This is a genomic window from Pseudomonas sp. DTU12.3 (assembly GCF_004124275.1).
Classification (GTDB): Bacteria; Pseudomonadota; Gammaproteobacteria; order Pseudomonadales; family Pseudomonadaceae; genus Aquipseudomonas; species Aquipseudomonas helmanticensis.
Genome location: NZ_CP027218.1, coordinates 5,582,075 through 5,599,367, shown reverse-complemented (window position 1 = coordinate 5,599,367; position 17,293 = coordinate 5,582,075). Strand labels below are relative to the sequence as shown.

The following is a 17,293-nucleotide window of genomic DNA, read 5'->3' as shown; positions in this document are numbered from 1 at the left end:
TTTTGATTCTGGAACTCGGTTCTAAATTGTTGATGGAGTGATATTCCAACAACAATCACAAGAGGATCGCGCCTTGAATTCGCCCCTTCGAATCGCCCTGATCGGCGCCGGCAATATGGGCCAGCAACATTATCGGCATCTGCAAACCCTCACTGAAGCGACGTTGTGCTTCATGCCGTGGACCGATGCCCGCAACCTCGAACAAGCGCTGCGTATTGTCGAGAGCGCGGATCGGGAAAATGCCGCGGTGCGGGTCGACGCGTTCCACTTTGATCGTTCGGCGTCACGCTTGCAGGATCTGGCAGAGGTGCCAGCGACGCGCCTGCGTTATGCGCAGTTATGTGATGTGGCGGGGCCGAGACCGTCAGACATGGCCGAGATCTTGCGTCAGGCGCGCAACGAGTGGCGGTTTGCCGGCGAGGGCGATTGCGATTTGCTCGGGTTGCTGCAAGCGCTGCCGACTAATATTCCACTGAGCCTGGAAAATCCTACGGTGAAACTGCTGGAGCAGGGCGTGAGCGGATTGCAGCGGGCGCAGATGGCGATTGATCGAACTCGGGAATTGTTGGCGCGGCTGTAAGTGGTGCTGCGCACCTTTCGCGGGCAAGCCACGCTCCCACAGGAATTGCATCGTCCATGTGAAACGAGGCTTGCCCGCGAAGCTTTTGATCTTTAATGGCAACACAAGGAAACCCAATGACCGTCAGCACCCAGCTCTCCGGTGTCAACCAGCCCTTCAAAGGGATCTTGCTGATTGTCGTGGCAACCTTCCTGTTCTCCAGTCACGACGCACTGTCGAAATACCTCTCCGGTTTCTACCCGATCGTAATGGTCGTCTGGGCGCGTTATCTGGTGCATACGTTATTGATGGCGGGAATTTTTCTGCCGCAGTCGGGGTTGCGCGTCCTACGCACCAAGAAGCCTTTATGGCAGTTGACCCGAGCACTGTGCCTGCTTGGCACCAGCCTGTTTTTCACCACGGCGTTGTTGTACATCCCGCTGGCAGAAGCCACGGCGGTCAACTTTCTTGCGCCGGTATTGGTCACCGCATTGTCGGTGCCGTTGCTTAAGGAAAGAGTCACCCGAGGTCAATGGGTCGCGGTGATCTGCGGCTTCATCGGTGTGTTGATCATCGTTCATCCGGGCGGTGAGTTGTTCACCCCGGCGGTGTTGTTGCCATTCTGCTCGGCGCTGTTTTTCTGCTTCTATCAGTTGCTCACGCGCAAGCTTGCCGAGATCGACAGCCCGACCACCAGTAACTTTTTCGCCGGGCTTTGCAACACGTTGGTGATGAGTGCGCTGGTGCCGTTCTTCTGGCAGGTGCCGACGTTGACCCATGCCGGGTTGATGCTGGCGCTGGGCAGTTGCGGGATGACCGCGCATTTGTTTCTGACCCAGGCGTTTCGCCATGCCGCGCCGGCGCTGCTGGCGCCGTTCGGTTATTGCCAGATCGTGTTTGCGGGGTTGTTGGGCTGGTTGCTGTTCAATCACACGCCGAGTCTGTTGACGATCATCGGTATTGCAGTGATCTGTTGCAGCGGATTGGCAGCAGCGTGGCAGCAAAGCCGCCGCTGAGAGGGCACTCAAACCCCTGTGTAGGAGCTGACGAGTGAAACGAGGCTGCGATCTTTTGATCTTCAACATCAAGATCAAAAGATCGCAGCGTGCCGCAGCTCCTACATGAGTTTATTCGGTGATGGTCGGGATCTTGCGCGGGGCCATGAAGTACATCCACGTCAGCGCAATGAAGTACATCGCCGGGATCAGGGTGAACAACACGGTGTAGTTGTTATTGGTAACGGTAAGGATGTGGCCGACGATCTGGGTCATGAACATCCCGCCGATCGCTGCGCACATGCCGCCGAAACCGAACACCGTGCTCATCATGTGCTTGGGCGTGTAGTCCATCACCAGGCTCCAGATGTTTGCCGTCCAGGCCTGATGCGCACCAATGGCCAGGGAAATCGCCGCCACCGCCACCCACAAATTGGCCGAGCCAGCCGCCATGATCACGCCGATGATGCAGCAGGCAAACAGGAACATCGACAGCAGCCGCGCCTTGATCGAATTCATCCCGCGACCGATCAGGAACGAAGACAGAATCCCGCCACCGACGCTGCCGAAGTCAGCCGTCACGTAGATGATGATCAGCGGAATACCCATCTGGGTGACGTTGATGCCCAAGTTGTATTGCTGATTGAGGAACGGTGGCAGCCAGTACAGGTAGAACCAGAATACCGGCGCGGTCAGCGCATAGGCGATGGCGAACGCCCAGGTGCCACGCATGCGCAGGATCCTCGAGAACGGCACGCGAGCCTGTTCCGGTTCAACTTCCTGCTGGATGTAGTCCAGTTCGGATTGCTTAACGCTCGGGTGATCTTCCGGGTTGAAGTATTTCAAACCCCAGAACAGCAACCAAATGCCGCCCAGCGCCGACATGCACAGAAACGCCGCTTGCCAGCCCCAGACGTGGAGAACCAGTGGCAGCAGCATCGGCGTGAACATCGCGCCAACGTTGGTGCCGGCGTTGAAGATGCCGGTGGCGACCGCACGTTCGCCGGCGGGGAACCACAGGCGCGTGGTTTTCACGCAGGCCGGGTAGTTCGCCGCCTCAGTCAGACCGAGAATGAACCGGCAGACCATGAAGCCAACGGCTGACGTTGCCAGGCCGTGAGCACCGGTGGCCAGGCTCCAGAGCAGCACGGCGCAGAAGAACACGCGTTTGACGCCGACCCGGTCGATCAAGCGGCCTTGAAGGACGAAACCTATCGCGTAGCCAACCTGAAACCAGAAATTGATGTTGGCGTAATCCATCGCCGTCCAGCTCATTTCCTTGGCGAGGATCGGCTGCATGACGCCGAGGGCGGCGCGGTCGATGTAGTTCAGGGTAGTGGCGAAAAACACCAGCGCCAGCATGCCCCAACGGGTTTTGCCGACCGCCATGGCGCCGCGGATCTTGTCGCCGATGCCACCCGTGGCAGTGCTCATGGCCGGGGCCATGCGGGAAGTCTGTGAAGGAATCATGTGTTCCACCCGTTTTTGGATTTGTTATTTGGTGTGCTTTTTCTGTGCACGCTGCGACCGGTGGTTCAGATCCGGACTCAATGTGCGGTCGATGTTGGGCAGCGGACGAAAAATCGTCAATTCGCCAAACGACCATTGTGTTCGATAATCGCACGCAAAACTAACCGGGTAGTACACTTTAAATTGCTGCCACGCCCGATGCAGCCAATAATTTCACCCTATAAAAACCATCCCATGCAGGAGCTGCCGAAGGCTGCGATCTTTTGATCTTGATTCTGAAAAGCAACATCAAAAGATCGCAGCCTGCGGCAGCTCCTACATTAAAGCGGCGCAGTCCGGGAGTTGAAGCATGCAGCGTTCCATTGCCACCGTTTCCTTGAGCGGCACCCTGCCGGAAAAACTCGAAGCCATCGCCGCCGCCGGGTTCGACGGGGTGGAGATTTTCGAAAACGACCTCCTGTACTACGACGGCAGTCCGCGGGAAATTAAACAGATGTGCGCCGATCTCGGCATCGCCATCACGCTGTTCCAGCCGTTCCGTGACTTCGAAGGCTGCCGCCGCGATCGGCTGGCGCGCAATCTGGAGCGCGCCGAACGCAAGTTCGACCTGATGCAGGAGTTGGGCACCGACCTGGTGCTGGTCTGCAGCAACGCTTCGGCCGACAGCGTCGGCGACCAACAAATTCTGATCGATGATCTGCGCCTGTTGGCTGAGCATGCCGGCGCACGCGGCTTGCGCATCGGTTACGAAGCGCTGGCCTGGGGCCGTCACGTGAATACTTATCAACAGGTCTGGGACATCGTGCGTCAGGCCGATCATCCGAGCCTTGGTGTGCTGCTCGACAGCTTTCATACCTTGTCGCTGAAGGGCGATCCCCGCGCCATCGCCGATATTCCTGGCGAGAAGATTTTCTTCGTGCAGATGGCCGACGCGCCGATTCTGCAGATGGATGTGCTGGAGTGGAGCCGGCATTTCCGCTGCTTCCCGGGGCAGGGCGAATTCGATCTACCGGGCTTCCTCGCACCGATCATCCAGAGCGGTTACACCGGGCCGCTGTCGCTGGAAATCTTCAATGACGGCTTCCGCGCCGCGCCGCCACGGGCGAATGCTGCCGACGGTTTGCGTTCGCTGCTGTATCTGGAAGAGAAGACTCGCCAGCGTCTGGAGCAGGAAACCAAACCTGTGGCCAACCGCGAAATTCTTTTCGAAACGCCGAAGGCCAGCGAGTACAACGGCATCGAGTTTCTCGAATTCGCCGTCGACGAAGCGCTCGGTGCCAAACTCAGTCATTGGCTGGAGCGCCTCGGTTTCGTCAAGGCCGGGCAGCATCGTTCCAAGAGCGTGAGCCTGCTGCGTCAGGGCGATATCAACCTGATCCTCAACTCCGAACCGTATTCCTTTGCGCACAGCTTTTTCGAAGCGCACGGCCCCTCGCTCTGCGCCACCGCTGTGCGGGTCAACGACAGCGCCAGTGCCTTGGCCCGCGCCGTGGCTTACAAAGGTCAGCCCTATCGCGGACTGGTCGGCCCCAACGAGCTGGAACTGGCGGCGGTGCGCGCACCCGATGGCAGCCTGATTTATCTGGTCGATGAACAGGCCGACGTCTATGGCACCGATTTCAATCTGCTGACGGATGCGCCGGCCCGCGGCGGCCTCAAACGCATCGACCACATGGCCATGGCGCTGCCCGCCGACAGCCTCGACAGTTGGGTGCTGTTCTACAAGAGCCTGCTGGATTTCGAAGCCGACGATGAAGTGGTACTGCCGGATCCATACGGGCTGGTGAAGAGTCGTGCGCTGCGCAGCCGAGACAGCTCGATCCGTTTGCCGCTGAACATTTCCGAGAACCGCAACACCGCGATTTCTCACGCGCTGTCGAGTTATCGCGGCTCGGGGGTGCATCACATCGCCTTCGATTGTGATGACATCTTCGCCGAAGTCAGTCGTGCCAAAGAAGCCGGCGTGCCGCTGCTGGATATCCCGCTGAACTATTACGACGACCTCGCAGCGCGCTTCGATTTCGATGATGAATTCCTCAGCGAGCTGGCGTATTACAACGTGCTCTACGACCGCGACGCGCAGGGCGGCGAGCTGTTTCACGTCTATACCGAGCCGTTCGAAGGGCGCTTTTTCTTCGAGATCATCCAGCGCAAGAATGGCTATGCCGGTTACGGTGCGGCGAATGTGGCGGTGCGTCTGGCGGCGATGGCCAAATCACGCAGTGGCGCCGTTCGCCAGGCGAAGTTGTAGGAAATTCGTAAACGCGGGATTAAACACGGGCCGTGCGGCTTCCTTCACTGTGCTGCGCGGCCCATAATCGCCGCCTGTGCAGTGATGGCCGTGAGCCCGCAATGACGATGAATACAGAACTTACCGCAGCTACTGAAGTGTCCGCCGTAGAGCCGCGCAAGAGTCGCAAGAACAATCCGGAGAAGACCCGCGAGAACATCCTGCAGGAGGCGATCGTCGAGTTCGTTCAGCAGGGTTTGTCGGGCGCTCGCGTCGACGCGATCGCCGAGCGTATCCATACCTCCAAGCGCATGATCTATTACTACTTCGGCAGTAAGGAGCAGTTGTACGTCGAGGTGCTGGAAAAACTCTACGGGGATATCCGCAGCACCGAAAACCGTCTGCACCTGGCCGAGTTGGCACCAGTGGACGCGATTCGCCGATTGGTCGAATTCACCTTCGATCACCACGATCGCAACGTCGATTTCGTGCGCATCGTCAGCATCGAAAATATCCACAACGCCGAATTCGTGAAGCGTTCCGATGCGATCAAGGCGATGAACAACACCATCCTTGATTCGCTGAGCGAGATTCTGCGGCGTGGCGCTGCAGAAGGTGTATTCCGCGCCGGGCTGGATGCGCTGGATGTGCATCTGCTGATCAGCTCGTTCTGCTTCTATCGCGTGTCGAACCGGCACACATTTGGCGAGATCTTCCAGATCGATCTGCCGGATGAAGGCATCAAACAGCGGCATCGCGAGATGATTTGCGAATCAGTGCTGCGCTACCTGCAAGCCTGACGCATTTCCCTTGTGGGAGCGAGCCTGCTCGCGAAAGCGGTGTGTCAGACAACTCATGTGTTGGCTGGCAGGACGCCTTCGCGAGCAGGCTCGCTCCCACAGGGGGCAGAGTTCAACCCTTCATGCTTTGAAAATGCGCGAGCATCCGCTGCGCATCCGGCACCACGCCGCTGAACAACTCAAACGCCTTCACCGCCTGAAACACCGCCATGTTGCCGCCATCCAGCGTCCGGCAACCGAGTGCGCGGGCGTTGCGCAGCAGTTCGGTCTCCAGCGGGAAATACACAATCTCCGCTACCCACAACTCCTTGCGTAACAGCTCGACCGGCACCGGCATGCCCGGCAGTTTGGCCATGCCCATTGGCGTGGTGTTGACCAGACCATCCGCTAGATTCAGCGTGCTCGGCAGATCCCGACCGGCCACCGCACGACCAAAACCGAAATGCTGATTCAGGTTGTTCGCCAGACTTTCAGCGCGCTCACTGTCGACGTCGAAAATGCTCAGTTGCTGTACGCCTTCGCTCAACAACGCGTGGGCCACTGCCGCGCCAGCACCACCGGCCCCCATCTGGACCACGCGATCACGGGCAGCGTCCTTCAGGCCACGGCGAAAACCCTCGGCGAATCCCAGGCAATCGGTGTTATGGCCGATACGTTTACCGTCCTTGAGCACCACCGTGTTGACCGCACCGATACCTCGCGCTTCCGGCGACAATTCATCGAGCAAAGGAATGATTGCCTGCTTGCACGGGAACGTGATGTTCAGCCCGGTGTAATTCATCTGTTCGGCTGCCAGCAGCAGGTCGGGCAGAGCAGTGCTGTCCATGTGCAACTGATCCAGATCGATCAATCGATACAGGTAACGCATGCCCTGCGCATCACCTTCGTGTTCATGCAGCGCCGGCGTGCGCGAGGCCTGAATGCCGGCGCCGATCAGCCCGGCGAGTATCACGTTATAGCGAGACATGTGATTCACCCCTTCAGCCGCTGACTGAAATGCTCCAGCGCCAGGCGATAACCATGGCTGCCGAACCCGGCCATCACCGCTGTGGCAATCGCCGAGACAAACGAGTGATGACGAAACGGTTCGCGCGCATGCACGTTGGACAGGTGCACTTCAATCACCGGCAACTCACTGGCCACCAGCGCGTCGCGAATGGCGACGGAAGTGTGCGTCCACGCGGCCGGATTGATCACGATCCCGGCGCAACGGCCACGGGCAGCGTGAATCCAGTCGAGCAGTTCGCCTTCGTGATTGGTCTGGCGAAACTCCACGGCCAGGCCGAATTCTTCCGCGGCGCGACCACACAGGGCGGAAATGTCGGCCAGGGTTTCGTGACCGTAAGTCGCCGGTTCACGGGTGCCGAGCAGGTTCAGGTTCGGGCCGTTGAGCACCAGAACGATAGGGGGCATGAGGCGTGACTCCACTTATTGTTTTTGGCTTTGGCCGAAGGTTTCGGCCTGTGGAGATAAAATGTACTAGATGGTTACCATGGTCAATTGAACAAAAATGGCCTTGGCGTTTTATGTTCGGTGATCGCACAGATCAAAAGATCGTCCGAACGCGGCCCGAACCTGCGGCAGCTCCTACATAGGAACGCGTTTCCCTGTAGGAGCTGCCGAAGGTTCGGGCCGCGTTCGGACGATCTTTTAGAACACCCACAAAAAAGCCGTCAATCACGACGGCTTTCTCATATCAGCTATTCCGCAATCAACGCCGGGTCAGCAACACACCCGATTCCATGTGGTGCGTCCACGGGAACTGGTCAAACAACGCACACTGGGTAATGCGGTGCGTGTCGTGCAGCTGGGCGATGTTCGCCGCGAGGGTTTCCGGGTTGCAGGAGATGTACAGGATGTTGTCGAAACGCCGGGTCAGCTCGCAGGTGTCCGGGTCCATGCCGGCACGTGGCGGGTCGACGAAGACGCTGCCGAACTCGTAGCTCTTCAGGTCGATGCCTTGCAGGCGACGGAACGGGCGCACTTCGTTGAGCGCTTCGGTCAACTCTTCGGCGGACAAACGCACGAGAGTGACGTTATCCACAGCGTTTTCGCTAAGGTTGCTCAGTGCCGCGTTGACCGAGGTCTTGCTGATTTCCGTGGCCAGCACTTTGCGCACGCGGGTGGCGAGCGGCAGGGTGAAGTTGCCGTTGCCGCAATACAGCTCCAGCAGGTCGTCAGGGCGGTCGCCGAGCGATTCGTACGCCCAGTTCAGCATCTTCTGGTTCACTGTGCCGTTAGGCTGGGTGAACGCGCCTTCCGGTTGGCGATAGCTGAAGGTACGACCGCCGACTTCGAGTTTCTCGACCACGTAATCGAGGCCAAGCACTTCGCGTTTGCCCTTCGAGCGCCCGATGATGCTGACGCCGAGATCCGCCGCCAGCTTGGTTGCCGCCGCATGCCAGTGTTCGTCCAGCGGACGGTGATAGCACAGGGTGATCATCGCGTCGCCGGACAGCGTGGTCAGAAACTCGACCTGAAACAACTTGTGGCTCAGCGCCGAACTGGCCTGCCACGCCGCCTTGAGCTGCGGCATCAACTGATTGATGCGCAGGCTGGCAATCGGGAACTCTTCAATCAGGATCGGCGTGCGTTTGTCGTCCTGAGCGAACATCGCGTAATGCCGATCGCCACCCTCGCGCCACAGGCGGAATTCGGCGCGCAGGCGGAAGTTCTGCAGCGGCGAGTCGAACACGGTCGGCTCGGGGGCATCGAACGGCGTCAGCAGATCACGCAAACGCGTGACCTTGGCTTCGAGTTGTTCGGCGTAAGCCTGGGAATCAAATGTCATGCGTTGAACCAACCCAACTTGATCACGAACAGAATCGACAGAATCACCAGCGCCGGGTTCAGCTCGCGGGCACGCCCCGACAGCAATTTGATCACGGTCCAGGAAATGAAACCGAACGCGATGCCGTTGGCGATCGAGTAAGTGAACGGCATGGCCAGCGCGGTCACGACTACCGGCGCAGCAACGGTGATGTCGTCCCAGTCTATTTCCGCCAGGCCGGATGTCATCAACACGGCGACGAACAGCAGCGCCGGTGCCGTGGCGAATGGCGGAACGCTGGCTGCCAGTGGCGAGAAGAACAGCGCCAGCAGGAACAGGATCGCCACCACGATGGCCGTCAGGCCGGTACGCCCGCCAGCACTGACGCCGGCAGCGGATTCGATGTAGCTGGTGGTGGTCGAAGTACCCAGCAGCGAACCGGCCATGGCCGCGGTGCTGTCGGCGATCAGCGCGCGCCCCATTTTCGGCATGTGGCCGTCCTTGCCCATCAGGCCGGCGCGCTTGGCGACGCCGATCAGGGTGCCGGAGTTATCGAACAGGTCGACGAACAGGAAGGCGAAAATCACGCTGACCAGACCGATGTCCAGTGCGCCTTTGATGTCCAGCTGCATGAAGGTCGGGGCCAGCGATGGTGGCATCGAAGTCACGCCGCCGAACGGGGTGAAGCCCATCGCGATGGAGGTGATGGTCACTGCCAGAATGCCGATCAGTACCGCGCCGCGCACTTTCAGCGCTTCGAGAGCAACGATCAGGGCGAAACCGAGGGTGGCGAGGATCGGCGCCGGTTGTTTCAGGTCACCAAGGCCGACCATGGTCGCCGGGTTGCTGACCACGATGCCGGCGTTGTGCAGGGCGATCAGCGCCAGGAACAGACCGATACCGGCAGCAATCGCCGAGCGCAGCGGCAGCGGAATGCTGTTGATGATCCATTCACGGATGCGGAAGATCGACAGCAGGAAGAAGCACACGGCCGAAATGAACACCGCGCCCAGCGCCACTTGCCAGGTATGACCCATGTGCAGGACGACGGTGTAGGTGAAGAAGGCGTTCAGACCCATGCCCGGTGCCAGGGCGATCGGGTAGTTGGCGATCAGGCCCATGATCGTCGAACCGATCGCGGCGGCCAGACAGGTGGCGACAAACACCGCGCCCTTGTCCATGCCGGTCTCGCCGAGGATGCTCGGGTTGACGAACAGAATGTAGGCCATGGCCAGGAACGTCGTGATGCCCGCAAGAATCTCGGTGCGCACGTTGGTGTTGTGTGCCTTGAGTTGAAACAGCCTTTCCAGCATGTCTGCTCCCCGTGGCGCGCATAGCGCCGTGAATGTATCGACCTCAACAGCAAAGCACAGACCGTCGCAAGCGCCTGGAAAATTGTGGTGGGCCGGAAAAAGCCGCGCATCATACCAGCAGCGTGGGGGATTGGCTGCGATCGTCGGCGATGTTTTGCAGTCAGGCGAAGTGCGCCATACTGCGCGCCTGTTTTGGGGGGAGGGGCATGATGGGCGTCAAGCGCAATTTCGTTCGATCGTTGGGGCTGTTTTGCACGTTTATGGCCAGTGTGCCTGCCGTAATGGCGGCATCGGCGCCGCCGTTGTCCAGTGTCCAGGTGCTCAAGGTACAGTCGGCCGCTTGTGGCATCGAAAATATTTCCCAAGGGCAAGACAAGACCGCTTGCGACCACGGCGGTGCCAACATCAAGGTGTATGTGCTGGAGATGGGTTACGGCCGTGTACCCAGTGTCGCACTGGACGGTTTCGGGCTCGACGGGATGAAAACCCAGGTTTGCGCCTACGGTAACGGCAACCTGACGGAGTGCACGGGCGCGGCGACGAAGATCGTCGGCGCGTTGTACATCTATGATCTGGAGGGCAAGCAGGAAGGCACGTTCACCTTCAGCAACACCTCGATCAATGCGCCGGGCAACCAGGTCTCGACGCAGCTTTACATCAAGTAACGCCTGGCGCTGCGCGATCCGGAGGAAGCTGACTACGCTTCAAGGATCACCCAGCGGATGGCGCCCATGACTTTTAGAGCCCTGATTACCCTCGCCGAGGGCATTGATGATCTGCAATGCGTGAGCCTGATCGACGTGTTGCGCCGCGCGGAGATCGAAGTCGTCGCGGCCAGTATCGAAGGCCGGCGCATGTTGACCTGCGCGCGCGGCACACGCCTGACCGCCGACGGCATGCTGGTCGATGTATTGGCGCAGAATTTTGACCTGATCGTACTGCCCGGCGGCGCCGTCGGTTCGCAACACCTGGCCGCGCACCAGCCCCTGCAACAACTGCTCAAGGATCAATCCAGCGCCGGCCGCCTGTTCGCCGCCATCGCCGAGTCCCCGGCCGTCGCCCTGCAAGCCTTTGGCGTATTGCGCCAGCGGCGCATGACCTGTCTGCCGAGCACCAGCCATCAATTGTCCGGCTGTACGTTTGTTGATCAACCGGTAGTGGTGGATGGCAACTGCATCACCGCGCAGGGCTCCGGCGCGGTGTTGGAGTTTGCGCTAACGCTGGTTGAGCAACTTGGCGGCAAGGCGCTACGGGCGAAAGTGGCGGGGGCGTTGTTGGTCTGAAGGCTTCAGATCTTCGCCTCTTCCACCGGCACATGCATCTGATCGCGGTTAGCCAGTGTCGGGAACAGCTTGATCCATGTCCCCGTCACCACCAGCGTGCCGATCCCGCCCATTACCACGGCCGGCACGGTACCGAACCAGTGGGCGGTGACGCCGGATTCGAATTCGCCGAGCTGGTTCGAAGCGCCGATGAACAGGCCGTTCACCGCGCTGACCCGGCCGCGCATTTCGTCCGGGGTTTCCAGTTGCACGAAGGAGGCGCGAATGACCATGCTGATCATGTCCGCCGCGCCGAGCACCACCAGCACCGCCAGCGAGAACCAGAACGAGGTCGACAGGCCGAAGGCGATGGTCGCGACGCCGAAGACACCGACTGCGGTAAACATCACCCGGCCGACCTTACGCTCCACGGCAAATCGTGCGAGGAACAGCGACATTCCCAGTGCGCCAACCGCCGGTGCCGAACGCAGCAGGCCCAACCCCCACGGGCCGGTCAGCAAAATATCCTTGGCGAATACCGGCAGCAGCGCTGTGGCACCCCCGAGCAGCACCGCAAACAGATCCAGTGAAATCGCCCCGAGGATGTCCGGGCGACTGCGAATGAAGCGGATCCCCGCGAGCAATGAATCCAGTGTGGCTTTGCCTTTGTTCAATGGCGTTTGTCGTGCGGGCAGGTTGAGCATCAGCGTGCAGGCAATCACGTACAGCAGCACCGTCGGGCCATATACCCAGACGCTGCCGAACGCATAGAGCAGACCGCCAAGGGCCGGGGCGACGATGGTCGCGGACTGTTGCGCCGACTGCGCCGCCGCAACGGCGCGGGGGAACAATGCACTAGGCACGATGCTTGGCAGCAAAGCCTGGGTGGTCGGCATCTCAAAGGAGCGCGCCGCACCGAGCAGGAAGGCGAGGATAAAGATCATCTCGCGGGTGACATGGTCGGTTGCACTGCCGATGGCCAGCGCCAGGGCGATCAACGCCTGTAACGACTGGCAGATCGCTGCGACTTTGCGTCGGTCGTAGCGGTCAGCGACATGCCCGGTGTGCAACATGAATAGCACGCGCGGAGCGAATTCGACCAGGCCCACCAGACCCAGATCGAGAACGTTGCCGGTCAGTTGATAGAGGTTCCAGCCAATCGCCACGGTGAGCATCTGGAAACCGCTGGCGGTAAAAATTCGCGCCATCCAGAAAGCCAGGAAGGGGCGGTGGTGACGTAACAGCAAAGGCTCTTGGCTGGGCATCTGAAGGCAGGTCTGGTTCGAGGGGAACCGCGAGGTTATCACCAGTCTGTAACAGGAAGTTGCTATGACAAAAAATTTAGTTAGCCAGACATCGATATTCTCGCCATCACAAATTAACCCTGTGGCGAGGGGATTTATCCCCGTTCGGCCGCGCAGCAGTCGCAAATTGGGCGCCACGATTGATCTGAAAATACGCGCTGGATGGATTCGGGGCCGCTTCGCAGCCCAACGGGGATAAATCTTCTCGCCACAGGGTTTATGTGTTGTTTCCTTACCATCACATGGCTCCGGGGATTTGTTGCAGGGCGTTGCAGCTGCAATGAGGCAACTTGTCACGCGGCAAACGACCACGCAGTTCATCGGCAAAAATGGGACTACTCTTTCAACGTTGCTTGATCCAGATCAAGACCTCAACGGAATTGATCCGGCGGCCAGTTGGCCAGACTCCCTGCGTTGCGATGGTTGTTTAAAAAGAACGAATCAGAATTCGCCGCACTCATATCCGTGGGGGCAGTGGGTGCAGGCCTCCGGGTCCGCAGCCGGTATTACCTGACAGAGGAAGCCATATGTTCGGTTTAGAGGCACTAGATCTCGCCCGAATTCAGTTCGCGTTCACCATCTCGTTCCACATCCTGTTCCCGGCCATCACCATCGGTCTTGCGAGCTACCTTGCGGTACTCGAAGGCCTGTGGCTGAAAACCCACAACGACACTTACCGTGACCTCTACCATTTCTGGTCGAAGATCTTTGCCGTCAACTTCGGCATGGGCGTGGTCTCGGGGCTGGTCATGGCCTACCAGTTCGGCACCAACTGGAGTCGCTTCTCGGACTTCGCCGGCGCCGTCACCGGGCCATTGCTGACGTATGAAGTGCTCACTGCGTTCTTCCTCGAAGCCGGTTTCCTTGGGGTGATGTTGTTCGGCTGGAACAAGGTCGGGCGGGGTCTGCACTTCTTTGCCACGATCATGGTGGCCATCGGTACGCTGATCTCGACTTTCTGGATTCTGGCATCCAACAGCTGGATGCAGACCCCGCAGGGTTTTGAAATCATCAACGGCCAGGTGATTCCGACCGATTGGCTGGCGATCATCTTCAACCCCTCGTTCCCGTATCGACTGATGCACATGGCGACCGCTGCGTTTGTTGCCACGGCGTTCTTCGTCGGTTCATCGGCAGCCTGGCATTTGCTGCGCGGCAAGGACAACCCGGCCATTCGTACCATGCTGTCGATGGCGATGTGGATGGCGTTGATCGTCGCGCCGATCCAGGCAGTCATTGGCGACTTCCATGGCCTGAACACGCTCGAACACCAACCGGCAAAAATCGCCGCGATCGAAGGTCACTGGGAAAACAAAGGCGACGAAGCGACGCCGTTGATCCTGTTCGGCTGGCCGGACATGAAAGAAGAGAAGACCAAGTTCGCCGTGGAGATCCCGTACCTCGGCAGCCTGATCCTCACGCACTCGCTGGACAAACAGGTGCCGGCGCTCAAGGAGTTTCCACCGGAAGACCGGCCGAATTCGACCATCGTGTTCTGGTCGTTCCGGGTCATGGTCGGCCTCGGTTTCCTGATGATCTTCACCGGTCTGTGGAGTCTGTGGCTGCGTAAGCGCGACACGCTCTACACCTCGCGGCCGTTCCTCTATCTGGCGTTGTGGATGGGGCCGTCCGGTCTGATCGCGATTCTGGCCGGCTGGTTTACCACCGAAATCGGCCGTCAGCCGTGGGTGGTTTATGGACTGATGCGCACGGCGGATGCCTCTTCCAACCATAGCTTCGTGCAGATGAGCATCACCCTGATCATGTTTGTGGTGGTGTATTTCGCGCTGTTCGGTGCAGGTCTCGGCTACATGATGCGCCTGGTCCGTAAAGGGCCGAAGATCAGCGAAGGCGCAGAAACGCCGGAGGGTGGTCCAGGCAAAAAACGCACACCGGCTCGTCCGTTGTCCGCTGCCGACGATTCGGCGGATGCCGACCACGGCGACGACGACGTCCGCCTGACCAAGGAGATTTGACTCATGGGTATTGATCTTCCGCTGATCTGGGCCGTGATCATCATCTTCGGCATCATGATGTACGTGGTCATGGACGGCTTCGACCTGGGGATCGGGATTCTCTTTCCGTTCATCCCGGGCAAGGTCGATCGTGACGTGATGATGAACACCGTCGCCCCGGTCTGGGACGGCAACGAAACCTGGCTGGTGCTGGGCGGCGCGGCGTTGTTCGGCGCGTTCCCGCTGGCGTATTCGGTGGTGTTGTCGGCGCTGTACCTGCCGCTGATCTTCATGCTGATCGGTTTGATTTTCCGGGGTGTGGCGTTCGAGTTCCGCTTCAAGGCCAAGGACGACAAACGTCATCTGTGGGACAAGGCGTTTATCGGCGGCTCGGTGGCGGCGACGTTCTTCCAGGGCGTGGCACTGGGTGCATTTATCGATGGCTTGCCGGTGGTCAATCGGCAGTTCGCCGGCGGTTCACTCGACTGGCTGACACCGTTCACACTGTTCTGCGGCGCCGCGCTGGTGGTGGCGTATGCCTTGCTCGGCTGCACCTGGCTGATCATGAAGACCGAAGGCAAGCTGCAAGAGCAGATGCACAATCTGGCCCGGCCTCTGGCGTTCGTGTTGCTGGCGGTGATCGGTGTCGTCAGTCTGTGGACGCCACTGGCGCATCCGGAAATTGCCTCGCGCTGGTTCAGCATGCCCAACCTGTTCTGGTTCATGCCGGTGCCGATTCTGGTGCTGGTGACGATGTACGGCCTGATCCGCGCGGTGGCACGCAATGCCAACTACATGCCGTTCCTGCTGACCCTGGTGCTGATCTTCCTCGGCTACAGCGGTCTGGGCATCAGCCTGTGGCCGAACATCGTGCCGCCGTCGATCTCGATCTGGGACGCTGCCGCACCGCCGCAAAGCCAGGGCTTCATGCTGGTGGGCACGCTCTTCATCATCCCGTTCATCCTGGGTTACACCTTCTGGAGCTACTACGTGTTCCGCGGCAAGGTCACCCATGAAGACGGTTATCACTAAACCTGTGGGAGCGGGCTTGCCCGCGATGGCGTCGGCAACGGCGCCATCGATCTGACTGATGAGGATCGAAACAATGTCCAGCAAACATTCCCTTCATGAGATTAAACAAGCCGAAAAAAAGCCGCTGTGGCAGCGGCTCGGCTGGCTGGCCCTGATCTGGGTCGGCAGTGTTGGCGTGCTGTTTATCGCCGCCAGCCTGATGCGCCTGTTCATGAGTGCGGCAGGCCTGACCACGCACTGAATCTGAATCATCCCCGTCCCGGCGCCTTCGGGTACGGTTTGTAACCCTCTTCACGGAGGGTTTTTTTTGCCCTGAAGATTATTTGCGTGCTTTGAGAATCACGAACTTCGGCGTGGCCGCGACTTGCTCAACGCCCCGGAACAGGCGCGCCAGTTTGCTGTGATAACCCAAGTGACGGTTGCCGACGATGTACAACGCGCCACCCACCACCAGAGCCTCACGCGCTTGCTGGAACATGCGCCAGGCGAGGAAGTCGCCGACCACCTGCTGCTGATGGAAGGGCGGATTGCACAGCACCACGTCCAGTGATTGTGCCTCCTGCCCGGCCAGACCATCGCCTGCACGCACTACGACCTCGCGATCACCCAACGTCGCGCGCCAGTTTTCAGCGGCCGATTGCACCGCCATGTACGACTCGTCGACCAGCGTGTAATGCGCGTCCGGGTTGCGCAGGGCGCTGGCAATCGCCAACACGCCATTACCGCAGCCAAGGTCGGCCACCCGCGCACTACCGAGGTTTTGTGGCAGGTGGGGCAGAAAGGCGCGAGTACCGATGTCGAGGCCTTCACGGCAAAACACATTGGCGTGGTTGAGCAGTTCGATCGCCGGTTCATCAAGACGATAGCGCGACGGGTAGGGCGAGACCGCCGGGGCTTTTGCCTCCGGTGTGGCTATCAACAGTCGAGCTTTCTTCACGGCCAGCGAGGCATGTACCGGGCCGATGTAACGCTCCAGCAAATCACCGGCAGCGCGTGGCAGGTGTTTGACCATCGCCGCGGCAACGACTTCAGCGCCTGGCGCCAGTTGCCCTTGCAGGCGGATCAGTTGTTCTTCGAGCAGGGCCAGGGTTTTCGGTACGCGGATCAGTACGCGGTCGAACGGGCCGACCAACGGCTCGCTGGCCGGGGTTGCGCGAATCGCGTCGAATGCCTGGCCATTGCGCAGCAAATTCTTTTCCAGCCCTTGAAAGCCTAGAAACGAGTCACCGCTGCTGCTCACCTCGACTTTGCCCAAGAGGCTCGCAGCCAGCGCGCCGAAGCTGTCATTGAGCACCAACACCCGCGTGTTCGCTGCTGGCTGTTGCGCGGCAAGATGATTGAGCAGGTATTCGTCAGCCGCGTCGAAGGCTTGCAGCGGTTCATTCTGCTGCTCGGGCTGGCGGATCAGATCGAGTTGGGCGAAGGGGGTGTCGAGCAAAGGCATGGGGCGGGACTCTGGGTAATCAACGGGTGTCCCGCGGCCCAGGGTAGCGTGCGGCGGAACCGTCCGAGTGCAATGCGACGCGCAGTCTGGCGTCATCACTCAGGAAGGTCGCAAATGGTACTTTTTTTTCCTTTGGAATACCCGCAGGTTTTCGTCGTG

15 protein-coding genes and 2 pseudogenes are annotated in these 17,293 nt (G+C 59.8%); 10 read left to right on the top strand and 7 right to left on the bottom strand.

From position 1 onward, the window contains the following. Positions 1-73 precede the first annotated feature (73 nt). The 3 genes and pseudogenes from C2E19_RS29510 to C2E19_RS25705 form a co-directional block, all read left to right on the top strand. Positions 74-169: pseudogene (locus C2E19_RS29510) on the top strand (hypothetical protein); the annotation flags it as partial. After that, positions 170-580: pseudogene (locus C2E19_RS25710) on the top strand (sugar phosphate isomerase/epimerase); the annotation flags it as partial. It lies immediately after the preceding pseudogene. Positions 581-696: 116 nt separating this feature from the next. Continuing rightward, entirely contained in the window at positions 697-1,575 is an 879-nt protein-coding gene (locus C2E19_RS25705; protein WP_129395622.1) for a DMT family transporter, read from the top strand. Between the two features lie 111 nt (positions 1,576-1,686). Here C2E19_RS25705 and C2E19_RS25700 read toward each other — a convergent pair whose 3' ends face one another. Beyond that, positions 1,687-3,024 carry an MFS transporter gene (locus C2E19_RS25700; RefSeq protein WP_129395621.1) on the bottom strand — a complete coding sequence of 446 codons (1,338 nt, stop codon included), beginning with the start codon at positions 3,022-3,024 and terminating at the stop codon, positions 1,687-1,689. A 349-nt stretch (positions 3,025-3,373) separates the two neighbouring features. Between C2E19_RS25700 and quiC the strand changes: the two genes are divergently transcribed. After that, complete coding sequence (gene quiC / locus C2E19_RS25690) at positions 3,374-5,275, top strand: 3-dehydroshikimate dehydratase QuiC (RefSeq protein WP_129395620.1); 1,902 nt, start codon at positions 3,374-3,376, stop codon at positions 5,273-5,275. A gap of 101 nt (positions 5,276-5,376) precedes the next feature. Further along, positions 5,377-6,054 (top strand): TetR family transcriptional regulator, encoded by a 678-nt coding sequence (locus tag C2E19_RS25685; protein WP_129395619.1) that lies wholly within the window; start codon positions 5,377-5,379, stop codon positions 6,052-6,054. A 112-nt stretch (positions 6,055-6,166) separates the two neighbouring features. Here the strand turns inward: C2E19_RS25685 and C2E19_RS25675 are convergent, their stop codons facing one another. The 4 genes from C2E19_RS25675 to C2E19_RS25660 form a co-directional block, all read right to left on the bottom strand. Next, positions 6,167-7,021 carry a shikimate dehydrogenase gene (locus tag C2E19_RS25675; RefSeq protein ID WP_129395618.1) on the bottom strand — a complete coding sequence of 285 codons (855 nt, stop codon included), beginning with the start codon at positions 7,019-7,021 and terminating at the stop codon, positions 6,167-6,169. Between the two features lie 5 nt (positions 7,022-7,026). Then, complete coding sequence (gene aroQ / locus C2E19_RS25670) at positions 7,027-7,467, bottom strand: type II 3-dehydroquinate dehydratase (RefSeq protein ID WP_008084592.1); 441 nt, start codon at positions 7,465-7,467, stop codon at positions 7,027-7,029. A 298-nt stretch (positions 7,468-7,765) separates the two neighbouring features. Further along, entirely contained in the window at positions 7,766-8,845 is a 1,080-nt protein-coding gene (trmA, locus tag C2E19_RS25665) for a tRNA (uridine(54)-C5)-methyltransferase TrmA (protein WP_129395617.1), read from the bottom strand. Then, entirely contained in the window at positions 8,842-10,137 is a 1,296-nt protein-coding gene (locus C2E19_RS25660; RefSeq protein WP_129395616.1) for an NCS2 family permease, read from the bottom strand. The genes trmA and C2E19_RS25660 overlap by 4 nt, the downstream gene beginning before the upstream one ends. 260 nt (positions 10,138-10,397) lie before the next feature. Between C2E19_RS25660 and C2E19_RS25655 the strand changes: the two genes are divergently transcribed. Beyond that, positions 10,398-10,802: a DUF4879 domain-containing protein gene (locus C2E19_RS25655; protein ID WP_256661315.1), complete on the top strand. Its 405-nt coding sequence runs from the start codon at positions 10,398-10,400 to the stop codon at positions 10,800-10,802. A 66-nt stretch (positions 10,803-10,868) separates the two neighbouring features. Beyond that, positions 10,869-11,420: a DJ-1 family glyoxalase III gene (locus C2E19_RS25650; protein ID WP_129395614.1), complete on the top strand. Its 552-nt coding sequence runs from the start codon at positions 10,869-10,871 to the stop codon at positions 11,418-11,420. Between the two features lie 5 nt (positions 11,421-11,425). On the opposite strand, the gene C2E19_RS25645 is transcribed toward C2E19_RS25650, so the two are convergent. Then, positions 11,426-12,664: an MFS transporter gene (locus tag C2E19_RS25645; RefSeq protein ID WP_129395613.1), complete on the bottom strand. Its 1,239-nt coding sequence runs from the start codon at positions 12,662-12,664 to the stop codon at positions 11,426-11,428. A gap of 566 nt (positions 12,665-13,230) precedes the next feature. Between C2E19_RS25645 and C2E19_RS25640 the strand changes: the two genes are divergently transcribed. From C2E19_RS25640 to C2E19_RS25630, 3 genes are all read left to right on the top strand, one after another. Continuing rightward, positions 13,231-14,679, top strand: coding sequence for a cytochrome ubiquinol oxidase subunit I (locus tag C2E19_RS25640; RefSeq protein WP_129395612.1), 1,449 nt, complete (start codon positions 13,231-13,233; stop codon positions 14,677-14,679). Between the two features lie 3 nt (positions 14,680-14,682). Then, positions 14,683-15,690 (top strand): cytochrome d ubiquinol oxidase subunit II, encoded by a 1,008-nt coding sequence (gene cydB, locus C2E19_RS25635; protein ID WP_093434736.1) that lies wholly within the window; start codon positions 14,683-14,685, stop codon positions 15,688-15,690. Positions 15,691-15,763: 73 nt separating this feature from the next. Further along, positions 15,764-15,931, top strand: coding sequence for a DUF2474 domain-containing protein (locus C2E19_RS25630; RefSeq protein ID WP_129395611.1), 168 nt, complete (start codon positions 15,764-15,766; stop codon positions 15,929-15,931). A 78-nt stretch (positions 15,932-16,009) separates the two neighbouring features. Here the strand turns inward: C2E19_RS25630 and C2E19_RS25625 are convergent, their stop codons facing one another. Further along, the gene (locus C2E19_RS25625) at positions 16,010-17,134 is read right to left on the bottom strand and encodes a class I SAM-dependent methyltransferase (protein WP_129395610.1); all 1,125 of its coding nucleotides are present in this window, start codon (positions 17,132-17,134) and stop codon (positions 16,010-16,012) included. Positions 17,135-17,293: the final 159 nt, after the last annotated feature.

Excerpts from the sequence above, each read along its gene's own strand:
- aroQ (WP_008084592.1), bottom strand. The coding sequence starts at position 7,467 with ATGCCCCCTATCGTTCTGGTGCTCAACGGCCCGAACCTGAACCTGCTC.
- C2E19_RS25650 (WP_129395614.1), top strand. The coding sequence starts at position 10,869 with ATGACTTTTAGAGCCCTGATTACCCTCGCCGAGGGCATTGATGATCTG.
- C2E19_RS25645 (WP_129395613.1), bottom strand. The coding sequence starts at position 12,664 with ATGCCCAGCCAAGAGCCTTTGCTGTTACGTCACCACCGCCCCTTCCTG.
- C2E19_RS25630 (WP_129395611.1), top strand. The coding sequence starts at position 15,764 with ATGTCCAGCAAACATTCCCTTCATGAGATTAAACAAGCCGAAAAAAAG.
- C2E19_RS25685 (WP_129395619.1), top strand. The coding sequence starts at position 5,377 with ATGACGATGAATACAGAACTTACCGCAGCTACTGAAGTGTCCGCCGTA.
- C2E19_RS25700 (WP_129395621.1), bottom strand. The coding sequence starts at position 3,024 with ATGATTCCTTCACAGACTTCCCGCATGGCCCCGGCCATGAGCACTGCC.
- trmA (WP_129395617.1), bottom strand. The coding sequence starts at position 8,845 with ATGACATTTGATTCCCAGGCTTACGCCGAACAACTCGAAGCCAAGGTC.
- C2E19_RS25625 (WP_129395610.1), bottom strand. The coding sequence starts at position 17,134 with ATGCCTTTGCTCGACACCCCCTTCGCCCAACTCGATCTGATCCGCCAG.
- quiC (WP_129395620.1), top strand. The coding sequence starts at position 3,374 with ATGCAGCGTTCCATTGCCACCGTTTCCTTGAGCGGCACCCTGCCGGAA.
- C2E19_RS25655 (WP_256661315.1), top strand. The coding sequence starts at position 10,398 with ATGGCCAGTGTGCCTGCCGTAATGGCGGCATCGGCGCCGCCGTTGTCC.
- C2E19_RS25675 (WP_129395618.1), bottom strand. The coding sequence starts at position 7,021 with ATGTCTCGCTATAACGTGATACTCGCCGGGCTGATCGGCGCCGGCATT.
- C2E19_RS25640 (WP_129395612.1), top strand. The coding sequence starts at position 13,231 with ATGTTCGGTTTAGAGGCACTAGATCTCGCCCGAATTCAGTTCGCGTTC.
- C2E19_RS25705 (WP_129395622.1), top strand. The coding sequence starts at position 697 with ATGACCGTCAGCACCCAGCTCTCCGGTGTCAACCAGCCCTTCAAAGGG.
- cydB (WP_093434736.1), top strand. The coding sequence starts at position 14,683 with ATGGGTATTGATCTTCCGCTGATCTGGGCCGTGATCATCATCTTCGGC.
- C2E19_RS25660 (WP_129395616.1), bottom strand. The coding sequence starts at position 10,137 with ATGCTGGAAAGGCTGTTTCAACTCAAGGCACACAACACCAACGTGCGC.